The sequence below is a fragment of the Paraburkholderia silvatlantica genome (genome assembly GCF_003096715.1).
Classification (GTDB): Bacteria; Pseudomonadota; Gammaproteobacteria; order Burkholderiales; family Burkholderiaceae; genus Paraburkholderia; species Paraburkholderia silvatlantica.
In genome coordinates this window covers 47,020-59,357 of the sequence record NZ_QEOL01000024.1, presented here as the reverse complement: position 1 = coordinate 59,357, position 12,338 = coordinate 47,020, and the positions used below count along the sequence as shown (strand labels likewise).

The 12,338-nt window shown below is 66.4% G+C and carries 10 protein-coding genes and 1 tRNA gene; 3 read left to right on the top strand and 8 right to left on the bottom strand.

Annotated elements, in window-relative coordinates; translation table 11 throughout:
* The first annotated feature begins 9 nt into the window (after positions 1 to 9).
* The gene (gene hcaD, locus C7411_RS27395) at positions 10 to 1,236 is read left to right on the top strand and encodes a 3-phenylpropionate/cinnamic acid dioxygenase ferredoxin--NAD(+) reductase subunit (protein ID WP_181431383.1); all 1,227 of its coding nucleotides are present in this window, start codon (positions 10 to 12) and stop codon (positions 1,234 to 1,236) included.
* Between the two features lie 87 nt (positions 1,237 to 1,323).
* Positions 1,324 to 1,400: transfer RNA gene (locus tag C7411_RS27390), tRNA-Val, on the top strand.
* A 491-nt stretch (positions 1,401 to 1,891) separates the two neighbouring features.
* Here the strand turns inward: C7411_RS27390 and C7411_RS27385 are convergent.
* Positions 1,892 to 3,523, bottom strand: a complete 1,632-nt coding sequence (locus tag C7411_RS27385; RefSeq protein ID WP_110387147.1) for a methyl-accepting chemotaxis protein — start codon at positions 3,521 to 3,523, stop codon at positions 1,892 to 1,894.
* A gap of 333 nt (positions 3,524 to 3,856) precedes the next feature.
* On the opposite strand from C7411_RS27385, the gene C7411_RS27380 reads away from it, so the two are divergent.
* Positions 3,857 to 5,080 carry a YeeE/YedE family protein gene (locus C7411_RS27380; RefSeq protein WP_110387146.1) on the top strand — a complete coding sequence of 408 codons (1,224 nt, stop codon included), beginning with the start codon at positions 3,857 to 3,859 and terminating at the stop codon, positions 5,078 to 5,080.
* A gap of 107 nt (positions 5,081 to 5,187) precedes the next feature.
* Here the strand turns inward: C7411_RS27380 and C7411_RS27375 are convergent, their stop codons facing one another.
* From C7411_RS27375 to C7411_RS27345, 7 genes are all read right to left on the bottom strand, one after another.
* Positions 5,188 to 5,775: a BPSL1445 family SYLF domain-containing lipoprotein gene (locus tag C7411_RS27375; protein WP_110387145.1), complete on the bottom strand. Its 588-nt coding sequence runs from the start codon at positions 5,773 to 5,775 to the stop codon at positions 5,188 to 5,190.
* 197 nt (positions 5,776 to 5,972) lie between these two features.
* Entirely contained in the window at positions 5,973 to 6,917 is a 945-nt protein-coding gene (locus tag C7411_RS27370; protein WP_110387144.1) for a DUF2950 domain-containing protein, read from the bottom strand.
* Positions 6,918 to 6,943: 26 nt separating this feature from the next.
* Entirely contained in the window at positions 6,944 to 8,191 is a 1,248-nt protein-coding gene (locus tag C7411_RS27365; protein ID WP_110387143.1) for a DUF3300 domain-containing protein, read from the bottom strand.
* Between the two features lie 159 nt (positions 8,192 to 8,350).
* Positions 8,351 to 9,709, bottom strand: coding sequence for a TAXI family TRAP transporter solute-binding subunit (locus C7411_RS27360; protein ID WP_110387142.1), 1,359 nt, complete (start codon positions 9,707 to 9,709; stop codon positions 8,351 to 8,353).
* 135 nt (positions 9,710 to 9,844) lie between these two features.
* Positions 9,845 to 10,279, bottom strand: a complete 435-nt coding sequence (locus C7411_RS27355) for a MarR family winged helix-turn-helix transcriptional regulator (protein ID WP_110387141.1) — start codon at positions 10,277 to 10,279, stop codon at positions 9,845 to 9,847.
* Between the two features lie 50 nt (positions 10,280 to 10,329).
* A complete protein-coding gene (locus C7411_RS27350) occupies positions 10,330 to 11,514 on the bottom strand; it encodes a thiolase family protein (RefSeq protein WP_110387226.1) in 1,185 nt (394 codons plus the stop codon).
* Between the two features lie 162 nt (positions 11,515 to 11,676).
* Entirely contained in the window at positions 11,677 to 12,213 is a 537-nt protein-coding gene (locus C7411_RS27345) for a carboxymuconolactone decarboxylase family protein (RefSeq protein ID WP_110387140.1), read from the bottom strand.
* Positions 12,214 to 12,338 lie beyond the last annotated feature (125 nt).

Sequence of the window (12,338 nt, the reverse complement as noted above, 5' to 3'; positions counted from 1 at the left end):
AAACGGATCATGAACGCCTCGACTATCGTCATCGTCGGTGCGGGCCAGGCGGGCGCGCTCGCCGCCGCCGAATTGCGCCAGCAAGGCTATGCGGGCCGCGTCGTGCTGATCGGCGAGGAAACGCACGCGCCGTATGAACGGCCGCCGCTTTCGAAGGACCTGCTGCTGCAACCGCAAACCGCGCGCTGCGCGATTCACGGCGAAGGCTACTACGCGGAGCACAACATCGAGTTGAAGCTCGGCGTGGCCGTGACCGCGCTCGACGCACAGGCGCGTGTCGTCGTGCTCGCGAACGGCGAATCGATCGCCTTCGACGCACTGCTGCTCGCCACGGGCGCGCGCGTGCGGCGCCTGCCGATGCTCGACGCGCTGGGCGAGCGTGTCTACACGCTGCGCACGCTAGAGGACGCGCAACGCCTTCTGCCTGTGCTTGAACCCAGCAAACGCGTATTGCTGGTGGGCGCGGGTGTGATCGGTCTCGAACTGGCTTCGAGTGCGGTCGATCTCGGCGCGCAAGTCACCGTGATCGAACAGGCCCCGCGGGCGATGGCGCGTTGTGCTCCGCCGCTGCTCGCCGGGCATCTGTGCAACGTGCATCGCGCGCGGGGCGTGAGACTGCATCTGGGCTCGCCGCTCGCGTCGGCCGCTCGCGAAAACAGCGAACTCGTACTGACGCTCGAAGACGGCACGCGCATTACTGGCGATGCGGTGATCTACGGCATCGGCGTCGAACCGGAAACCACGCTCGCCCAGGCGGCGGGACTGCGCGTCGACAACGGCATCGCGATCGACGCGCAGTGCCGCACCTCGCACATGCACATCTACGCAGCCGGCGACGCCGCGAGCCAGTGGGACGAAGCGAGCGGCCGCCACCAGCGCCGCGAAACGTGGGAGAACGCGAATCGTCAGGCGCAGACGGCCGCGCGCGCGATGCTCGGCGTCGAAACCGAAGCCTGGGAAGCGGCCTGGTTCTGGACCGACCAATGCGGCCTCAACATCCAGTTCGCGGGCGACATGGCTGCGCCTGAATGGCTCGTACGCGGTTCGCTGGAAGCGCCGCCCTGCGTGCTATTCGGCCTCGACGGCGAAGGCGCGCTGGTCGGCGCGATCACCGTGAATCAGGGGCGCGACATGCGCAGCGCCAAGGCGTTGATCGGCAAACGCGCGCGCATCGCCCGCGAAACGCTCGCCGATCCCGCGCAAAACCTGCGTAACCTGGCGCGCGAGTTCGCATAGACGAACGCCCGGAAACACGGCGTTTCGCCCGATTCGAGAAAAGCGCTTGCATGCGCGCGCGAGTGTCTCTATAATTCGCGCCTCGACAGGCTCGTAGCTCAGTTGGTTAGAGCACCACCTTGACATGGTGGGGGTCGTTGGTTCGAATCCAATCGAGCCTACCAACGAACATAGAAGCAGAACATAGAAGCGAACACGCAGTAAAGAAGCTGTACCTTGCAGCATCCTGTGAATGACGCATTCCCTCGCGGGTCTGCGTCATTTTCTTTTGGTGCGCGTCTTTTGGTGCGTGCCAATCACAACCGCACCACACGCCACTACGCGATCAACGACTTCGGCACCGCACGCTGCAGTCAAGCCTCGCTGGTAAATCGGTACACCAGATCAGCGGCCCGGCGCAAAGGCGTCGCCGTTAATCGGCAACTCGCGCTCCGCCATCAGATCGGCGAGCACTCGCAGCCCTTTCGTTCGCAGTCCGGAAAACTCGGCGTTCCGTTGTTCTCTTTCGCTGACGGCCGGACCCTGGCTGTCTATGCCGCCAGTCTCGCCGGGAACGATGGGGAACTCAACCGCGAATTGCGCGCGGGAGACAACCTCAGGTTAAAACGGCCGGAAGTTGTCCCTGCAACGGCAAGGACAACCCGTCACGGCAGGCTCAGGCCAGCGCCGGCGCGCCCCCGCGGGCTGCGCGCGCGTCCGCGGGAGCGGCATGCGCCGCTCGCGCACCGGCCTGTCCCGCGCCGCCCAGATTGAACACCGCCACGGCCTCGCGCAGCAAATCGGCCTGCGATTCGAGCGACTGCGCGGCCGCCGCCGCTTCCTCCACGAGCGCCGCGTTGCGCTGCGTGACCTCGTCGATCTGCGCAATCGCGCGGTTCACCTGCTCGATGCCATCGCTCTGTTCGTGCGTTGCGGTCTCGATCTCGCTCATGATCCCGCTCACGCGCGCCACCGCACTGCGCGCCTCGTCCATGGTACGGCGCGCGTCTTCCACGAGGCGCGCGCCTGCGCCGACGGTCGCCGCCGAGGCCGCGATCAGCTCCTTGATCTCCTTGGCGGCCGTGCCGGAGCGCTGCGCGAGGCTGCGCACCTCGCTCGCCACGACCGCGAAGCCGCGGCCCTGCTCGCCCGCGCGCGCCGCCTCCACCGCCGCATTGAGCGCGAGGATGTTGGTCTGGAACGCAATGCCCTCGATGATGCCGGTGATCTCCTCCACCTTCTGCGACGAGGCCGTGATGTCGCTCATCGTCGCGTTCACGCGGGCCACCACGTCGGCGCCGCGCGTGACCGTTTCGAGCGCGGACTGGGCGAGCCCGCTCGCTTGCTTCGCGCCGTCCGTGTTCTGGCGCACCGCCGCCGAAAGCTCCTCGATGCTCGCCGCCGTTTCTTCGAGCGCCGCCGCCTGCTGGGCCGTGCGGTCCGAGAGGTCGACGTTGCCCGACGCGATCTGCTTCGCGCCCTGGGTGATTTCGTGCGTGCTGCCGCGCACGCGCGAGACGGTGCCCACGAGGCCGTCGCGCATGGTCTGCAGCGCGCCCAGCAGCTGGCCCATTTCGTTGTTCGAGCGCACCCGCACGTCCACCGTGAGATCGCCCGCGGCGATGCGCTCGAAATGGCGGATCGCGTGGTTCACCGGCTTGACCACGGCGGCGGCGAGCCCCACGCGCGCGAACACGCCAATCGCCACGCCCACCACGCCGATCAGGCCGAACACGATGAGCGAAAGACGGAAGCGCTGCGCGGCGGTGTCGGCGTCCTGCTGCTGACGCGCAGCCTGCCAGTTCTCGAGCGCGTCGATCGCTTTCGCGTAGGTGCCGTAGTAGCGGTCGGCGGTCTCGCCCTGGATCGTGCGGAAGGTATTGAAATCGTTGTCGACGAGCGACTTGTACTCGGGCTCGAGCGCCTGCGAGACGAGCGCCTCGCGCGCGCGGCTCACGGCCTGGGCGAGGCGGCCCTCTTCGGCGTCTTCGAACGGGCCGGCGCTGTAGCGCGCGAACTCCTTGTTCGAATTCACGAGCACCTGGTGCGCCTTGTCGAGCAAACCGTCCGTGGCCTTGCCGACGCTGAAGAGCGTCTCGTAGCCGCCGAGCGCGAGGCGTACCTGGAGCAGGCGCTCAGAACTGGTCTTGAGGGCGTCGAGCGACCGCGCGCCTCGCTGGGCGTCGTGCAGGCTGTCGTTGGTGAGCTTGAGCGCGCCATACGACACGCCGATCACCGTCAGCAGAAACGCGACGAAGATACCGATAACGAGCGTTAGCCCACGGCGAATGGTGATGTTTCCCAGCATGAGGTCTCCGTTGCGTTCTTTTATCTTCCAGCCGGTGCGAATCTGCGCGGCCCGACGCGTCTTCGCACCTCGTCTCGCGTAACGGCAGACGGGGCGCGGCGCTGCATAGGGGAAATCCATGACGTTCGCAGGGCTACGCGAGGTTTCGCGGGGAGCCTCCCAATGTCTGGGAAATCCCTGTCTGAACGGGGTTTGCGGGGATGGCTCCCGGCGCTGCGCGGATCGCGAAAGGTCGGGCTGAGGGCTCCGTCAGACCGTTTTGCGATTCGTGCTATCGTTTTGCTTTCATCGATTGTTTTTCCTGGCAGCCTCTCCAGGCCGCCCCGCTCCCATATGTCCGACCTCTCCACGCCGCTGGCGCGCGCGCCGCGCCCACTCGACTCCATCAATCCCAGGCCGCTAGGCATCGCGCTTTTGCTCGTCGCGCTCGGCGCGGTGTATCTCGCGCAGACGGTGAGCGGGCGCCAGGCGGCGCTCTACGTGGTCGGCGCGCTGCTCGGCATGACGCTCTATCACGCGGCGTTCGGCTTCACCTCGGCGTGGCGCGTATTCATCGCCGACGGGCGCGGCGCCGGTCTGCGCGCGCAGATGGCCATGCTCGCCATCGGCGTCCTGCTGTTTTTTCCCGCGCTCGCGGCGGGAACGCTGTTCGGCCATCCGGTCACGGGCCTCGTTTCGCCCGCGGGCACGTCGGTCATTGTCGGCGCATTCATGTTCGGCGTGGGCATGCAGCTGGGCGGCGGCTGCGCCTCGGGCACGCTCTACACCGTAGGCGGCGGCAGCACGCGCATGGTCGTCACGCTCATCGCCTTTATCGTGGGCTCCGTGGTCGCCACGGCGCACATGCCGTTCTGGACGTCGATGCCGCAATTGAAGCCGTTCTCGTTCGTGAACGCGTTCGGCGCCGCGCCCGCCATTGCGCTCAACCTCGTGGTGTTCGCGCTCATCGCCGCGCTCACCGTGGTCGTCGAAAAGCGCCGCCACGGCCGCCTCATCAACGAGCCGCGCGCCCCGCACACCTCGCCTTGGCTGCATGGTCCGTGGCCGCTGCTTGCCGGCGCGGTCGCGCTCGCGATCCTGAATTTCGCGACGCTCGCGCTCTCGGGCCGCCCCTGGGGCGTGACCTCGGCATTCGCGCTGTGGGGCGCGAAGGGCTTCGCCACGCTTGGCATCGACGTGGCGAGCTGGAAGTACTGGATGGCCGGCCCGAACGCCGCCGCGCTCGCCGCCCCGGCAAGCCACGACGTCACGACGGTCATGGACATCGGCATCGTGCTCGGCGCAATGGCCGCGGCCTCGCTCGCGGGCCGCTACGCGCCGGTGTGGCGCACTCCGCTGCGCTCGCTCGCGGCGGCCGTGATCGGCGGGCTGCTGCTCGGCTATGGCGCACGCCTCGCTTACGGCTGCAATATCGGCGCGTATTTCAGCGGCATCGTCTCGGGCAGCCTGCACGGCTGGCTATGGCTCGTGTGCGCGTTCGCGGGCAATGTGCTCGGCACGAAGCTGCGCCCGTTGTTCGGGCTCGAAGTCGAACGCCTGAAGAATACCGGCTGCTGAGGCCGTACGCGGCGCCGCCAGTTCGGGCCGCACAGAAATGACGAAGGGCAAGGCTTGATGCCTTGCCCTTTTTACCCGATCCGGCGCGTTTACCGAAGCGCGCCTTATCAGATATTCAGACGCGAGACCTTGGTGCCCGCCAGCGAGACGTCGGCCATCAGGCCCGCGTTCGTCAGCACGAAGACTTCCACAGGGTGCGTGGCCGTGTTGGTGTCGACAACGCCGTTCGCGCCCACGGTCACGAGCGCGACCGAGGCATCGGCCCCCGCCGCCCAGCCGTCCGTCGCGCGGAATTTGTCGAGCGCGTCCTGCGTCATGAAGGCGAAGATGAGCGCCTTTGACTGAGCGCCGGCCTGCAGGCCGAACGAGCCCGACACGGTGCTGTAGTAGCCGACCGTGGCGCCGCCCACGCGCAACGCGCCCTCGCCATACTGCGCGCCGACGATGAAGCCGGCCTGCAGCACTTCGGGAAACACCAGCACGCCGCGCGACTTCGCGAGGAGTTCGTGCGAGCCTTTCACGGTCGAATACAGCCGCGAGAGGGTGCCGTCCACAGACGCGTCGATCGACTGCCGCTTGGACATGTTCTGCGACGCCGTGGAATTCGAATTCGTCGTGGTGGTACAGCCCGCGAGCGTGAGACCGCCCGAGGCAAGGGTCACCGCCGCCGTTAGCATGAAGTTGCGTCGTTGCATTTGGTTATCTCCACACGAATGAGAGTGCGGAGAAGATTGAGCAAGCCACATGCCCGGCTTCTCCGCTTGCGTTGGCCAAAGCCCGCATCGGGCGACAGCCACGTCGCCGTGGCTTGATTGTGCCCGAATTCCGTGTGAGGCGTTTGTCGGAGGACAACGTCGGCAATCGTGCTGCCCGACGGACGGCGGATCGCCGCTCAGGGTTGGGTGGCCTGCCAGGACGAGTCGGGATCGAATGCCTTGATCGCCGCTGCCGTCTGCGCGCCGTTCGGCCCGAGGTTCTTCTGATAAAGCTGGCCGTCCTGATTGATGATGAAGCTCATCACACCGGTTTTGCCGTACTGCGCCGGCCAGGCCACGAGCGCAAAACCGCCGCTCAGATCCCCGTTCTCGAGATAGCTGCGCGCACCGCCGCTGGCGTGCGGCCCCTGCGCAGTGAGAATGCGGAAGTGATAGCCGTGATAACCCTGGGCCGGCGTGATCTTCGCGTTACCCGGCATGGTTGCGGCGAGCGGCCCGAGCGGACTTTCGGTCTCGCCCGGTTCGACAGGCCAGTACAAACCGTCGTGCATGCCCGGCGTGCTCACGAGGCGCAGCGCATAGTGCTGCGTGAGCTTGCGATAGTCGTTCTGCGCGTCGACGTAGGCGAGCGAGGTGAGCATGGCGGCACGCTCGTTGCGGCCAATGCGGCGCGTGAGAATTTCGCTCGCGCCTTCACGCGGGTCGAAATGCCAGCCCTTTCCCGACTGTACGATCGGGATGGGCAGCGTCCAGCCGCTGTCGCCCACCTCGACGTGAGCGCTCGCCTTGCCGGCAACCGGCGTGGCGTCGGGTACGACGCGATGGCCCTTCGCCCAGGCGCCAAGGTAGTCGTCGATATCGTCCTGACCGATGCTTTGCGTCGGGATGAACGCGGTGAAATCGTTGCCGAGCACGTGCTTCATCGCGCCCTGGTCGTTAGTCGCGAGTGCGTCGGTAAACGCGTTCGCGGCGGCTTCAGGCGTGGCGAAAACGGCTTGCGCCCAGACGGCGGCACCACCGAAACGGGCCGGCAGCAGCGCGGGTGCACAAAAGAGGGCGAGTGCCGTACCGAACGCGAGCGCGTAGTCGTGCGGCAGGCGGCGTGCGCAAATGCGGATCATTTCCAGGCTCCTCATGATATTCAACGTTAGCGACGGCCGAAGTGACGTCCGCCGCCACCGAACCCGCCACCACCGCCATGGAAGCCGCCACCGCCTGCGCCGCCGTTGAAGCCGCCATGGCTCTGGAACGCGTCGCGGCTTTGCTGGCCGCGTTGCTGTTCGAGGCGCGCATTGGCGCCGTCGCCCGCGCCGCGTAACGCGTTGTCGCGATTCATGCTTTGCGCACGGTTGTTGAGTTCGTTGCCGCCGCCTGCATTCGGCCGGCCGCCTTCCTGGATGCCCTGCAACCGCTGTTGGGCGTTGCCGCTCATGTTCTGGCCGGTGCGGTTCTGCAAGGTCTCCATGGCCTGCGTGCGCGACTGGTCGTAGCCCCGGTACTGGCCGCGCTGGCCGTTCAGGTTCGCGTTGCTGTAGTTCTGGCGGCGCTCGACATTGGCGTTGCGATTCCAGTTCGCCGTACCGTTGGCCGAGTTGATGCGGTTGTTGACGTTGATGTTGTTGTAGCGATTGACGTTGATGTTCACGTCGTGGTTGTTCCAGTTGAAGCCGCCCCACAACGAGTTTGCGACCGCAATGCCCGCGCCGAACGCGAGCCCGCCGACGAAACCCGACGCAATGGCGTAACCCGGAGGCGGCGGCATGTACACGGGCGGATAGGCCGGATACGGCCACGCGCCATAAACCACCGTGGGGTTATAGGTCGGCACATACACCACCTGCGGATTCGCAGGCTCGATCACGATGGTCTGTGTAGCCGAGGTGCTCGAGGCTGGCTGGACCACGACCTTCTGCTGCTCGTTGGACTTGAGGTTGCCCGCCTTCTGCGCCTGCACGCGCAGGCGCTGCACCGAATCCATCACGTCGTTGGGCTGCGCGAGAAACGCGTTGCCGATCTGCTGGACCCAGTCGGGCTTCGAAGCCATGGTTTCGAGCACCTGCGGGAACGCCACGAGCGACTGCACGCTCGGGTCCCACGGCTGGGAGGCCACGGCCTTCACTGCGTCGTCGCCCTTGAGATTCGGGTTGGACCTGGCCCACGCGGCGGCGGCGGCCACGTCTTGCGGGAACGTGGCGGCCATGAGCACCTGGGCGAGCAACGCGTCGGGATAGAGCGCGATAGGCGCGGTGAGCGAATCGAGCTGCTGGTTCGAAAGATGCGCCGCGTTCTGCGCCAGCGCGGCAGCAGGACCAGGCGGCCCCACGAAGAGCGGCGCGCCCGCGAGTGTCGCGCACACGAGCCAGGCAAGACGCTGGCTTGCACCGGATGTCTTCACGTCAGGGTCCTCCCGGCTACGAGCAATGGTTCTGATATGTACAGGGATCGAACATTCGCAAACCTCAAGTGATCCTCACAGTCTCGAAGCCGAGACGGCGTTGGCATGCATCAACGAGACGGAAAACTACGTTGAGCGTAACAATATCGTGAATACGAATTAGACCGCGCCGGAGTGCGATTGCGACTCGTTGGCACGCAAATGCATGCGCACGAAACCTACGTGTTCGCGCAACACGTAAAACGCATCGGCGAACGCAAGCGGCATGCGCAGCGTATTGAGCGAACGTTCGATCTCGTCAAGCTCCTCGACCAGCGCACGCCTCTCTTCTTCGTTCGTATGCTTGAGCGCGTTGCGCTCGATGGCGATGAGCGCGCCGTAATAGCGATAAATGCGCGAACGCACGCGCCAGCGATACAGCGCCGGTATCGTGCGCAACGCGGGAATCACGAGTACGGCCAACGGCAGCAGCAGCACCAGCAAGCGGTCCGCCACGCTCGCAAGCCAGAACGGCAGCGCACGATAGAGAAAGCTCTTGCCCGATTTGTAGTAGCGGGTGGCGTCCTCGCTCACGCGAAAGTCGTGCACCGCCGGGCTCGGAAACTGGCCCTCGCGCTGCAGGAGTCCGGGCGCGCCGTTCACCTCTCCCGCCGCTTCGATGAGCAGATCGGAGAGCGCGGGATGCAGCGTATCGCGCGCGACGAGTTCGACGGTCGGGCCGATCAGGTGCACCGTTTCGCGTGGCTGGCGCCTGCGCAGATCGAGCACGCCGGGCGGCAGGTCGACGTTCTCCAGATACGGAAAGAGCCGCGTATAGGCGGCCGCTTCGTCGAAGCTCATGACCGAGATGCCGGGGATGTCGAGCAAACGCAGCATGAGCCCCCGCGTGGTCGAGTCGCCGCTCAGCATGGCGGCCTCGACGCGGCCGGAGACGAGCGCCGTGGCCGCGTCCATGCCGTCGAGCGGCAGGAACGTGGAGTCGCCGCCGGGGTCGATGCCGTTCGCAGAGAGCAGCTTGAGCGCCAGCTCGCGCGTGCCGCTGCCCACGCGGCCTATGGCGATGCGCTTGCCGTCGAGTTCGGAGAGCCGCGTGAGGCCCGAGCCGCGATAAAAAACGATGATAGGCAAATAGGCCACGCTGCCGAGCGACATCAGCGAGCGCGTATCCAGGCCGTCGGCGACGCCGCCCTGAACAAACGCGAGATCCACGTGTTGCTTCGGATCGAGCAGGCGCTGCAGGTTCTGCACCGAGCCGTCCGATTCGAGGATCTTGAGCGTCACGCCGTTGCGCGCGAGGATCGCGCGGTAGGCTTGCGCCATCTGCATGAAGGAGCTGTCGGCGGGGCCCGCGCTGATCGTGATCGCGCGCGGCGGCGCCGGGTCGACGAGCCAGAAGACGAGACCGACGACGACTGCGCAGAACAGGGCCACGGGCAGCGTGGTCAACGCGATATCGCGCCAGGCTGGATGCGCGTGGTCACGCAGGAAATTAGGCGGCGGCGGTCGAAATCGTCTCATGAGAACCCGGCGGCAAAGCGTCAGACTCGTGGAATTCTCATGATGCCATTTTCGCGCCAGATCTGATCGCTGGCGTGACCGCCTTACCTGGAGGGCTGGAGGGCTGGCGAGACGCGTGCTCGCGTCAATGCCGTGTCAGTCCGCGGCGGCCTTCGTCAGGGCAAACAGTTCGCTGCGCAGCGCCTTCGCGCGCTCGCGCTTCATGTGCCGCTCGAACTCGGCCTGCGCGTCGAGCCATAACGCATGCGCCTTGTCGTAGCGGCGCAAGCCGGCAGCCGAGAGCCGGTAGACCAGCGTGCGCGTGTCGTGTTCAGCCGCCGCCGTGAGCACGAGGCCGTCGCGCTGCAACGGCTTGAGCGCCCGCACGAGCGTCGTGCGGTCCATCACGAGGTCGTCGGAGAGTTCGGCGGCCGTGGCGTCGGGCCGGCCCGCGAGGCGGGAGAGGATGGTGAACTGCGCGGCCGTTACGTCGGCCTGCGAGAGGTGCCGCTCGTAAAGCTGCGTGACGAAACGCGCCGCCTGCCGCAGCGCAAAACAGTTGCATTCCTCGCGTATGATCCGCTTCGTCATCGTGTTCCCCGCCTGTATCCCAATCCCGTCCACCTCACGTGGCCCGGCCATCATACTTTCTCGAGCGCGAGCGCGATACCCTGGCCACCGCCGATGCAAAGCGTCACGACGCCGCGACGCAGCCCATCGCGCTGCATCGACCATGCGAGGCGCGTGGTGAGAATCGCGCCCGTCGCGCCGATGGGGTGGCCATGCGCGATCGCGCCGCCTTCCACGTTGACGATGTCCTCGGGAATGCCGAGTTGCTTCATGACCGCGAGCGGCACCGCTGCGAACGCCTCGTTGATCTCGAAGCGCTCGACGTCGCCAAGCGACCAGCCGGCGCGCCCCAGCGCGAGCTGCACGGCGGGCACGGGACCCAGGCCGAACAGGCCCGGCTCCACCGCCGCGACGCCCCACGCCACGAGCTTGACCATCGGCGAGAGTCCCTGGCTTTCGGCGAAGCCGCGCTCGGCCACGAGCATGGCGCTCGCCGCGCTGTTCAGGCCGGGCGCGTTGCCCGCCGTGATCGTGCCGTCCGGGCGAAACGCGGGACGCAGTTTCGCGAGTCCCTCGAGCGTGGTTTCGGGACGCGGCGCTTCGTCGGTGTCGATGCGCTCCATGCCCTTCTTGCCCTTGACCTCCACCGCGACGATTTCTTCCCTGAAGCGTCCGGCCGCTTGTGCGGCAGCAAAGCGCTGCTGCGAGCGCACGGCCCAGTTGTCCTGCTCCGCGCGCGTGAGCGCGGCCCGCGTCACGAGGTCTTCGGTATGCCAGCCCGAATGTTGGCCCGAAAACGCATCGACGAGACCGTCGCGCAGCATGCTGTCGTGAATCTCGGCATTGCCCATGCGATAGCCCCAGCGGCCGCCGTCCAGCAAATACGGCGCGCGGTCCATGTTCTCCATGCCGCCCGCGAGCGCGACGTCGGCAAGACCCAGCATCACCTCCTGCGCGGCGCTCGCAATGGCTTGCGCGCCGGAGCCGCACACGCGATTCACCGTGAGCGCGGGCACCTGAACCGGCACGCCGCCGCCAAGCTCGGCCTGACGCGCGGGATTCATCTTGTTGCCCGCCTGGATCACGTTGCCGAGCACCACGGACCCGAGCCGCGCCGGGTCGAGCTTCGCGCGCGCGAGCGTTTCGCGCACCGCCGCCGCGCCCAGCTCCGTGGCCGGCACGCCCTTGAACGCACCGTTGAATCCGCCAATTGCCGTACGCACCGGCTGGCACAAAACGATCTCGCGCGAATTCATCTTGCTCATGGTCGACTCTCCTTTGATATGCACCGTTCCACCCACAGTCTATGTATGCATATGCACACCTTCAAACGATTTTGTGGAACATGCGCTCGCGTGCGCTGGCACGATTAATGTCGTGTCAAGCGCACGCGGGTTGGTAAAACCGTTGCTGTTACGTTACGGCGCGGCCGGAAAATCCAGCGTCGTATCGTTGATGCGGTTCACGAGGTTCGTGAACGTAATCGACGTCACGGCGAGCGCGATTTCCACGATCTGGCGCTCGGTATAACCGGCTTCGCGAATCGCGCTCACTTCCGCTTCCGGCACCGTGCCGTGCGTGGTCACCAGCAAGCGGACGAAGTGCACGAGCGCATCGCGCTTCGCGTCGCCGGTCGCATCGCCTGCGCGGACCGCCTTCATCGTTTCCGGCGCGAGCCCGGCAAACTTGCCCGCCAGCGTGTGTGCCGCGAGACAGTAGTCACAACCCGCCACTTCGCTTACCGCGAGCTTGATCGCTTCGATGTCGGGCTTCGACAGCGTGCCGGAGGAAATCACGGCCTCGACGCCCAGCAGCGCGCCCAGCGCTTCGGGGCTATGTGTGCCGATGGTGGCGTAGGCGTTGGGCACCTTGCCCACGGCCTTGCGGATCTTGGCAAAGATTTCGGCGGCGGCGCCGGTGGCGGCTTCAGGCTTGATGGCGGAAAGACGGGACATGTTTGGCTCCTTTAACGTTGCAGGGTCGCGAGCGGGTGTCTGTGTCGCGCTGCCATCGTCGATGGCATGGATGCAGTCTAGTCGCGCACCGTCGCGCTTTTAATGCCAGAATGGCGCGACTTCAT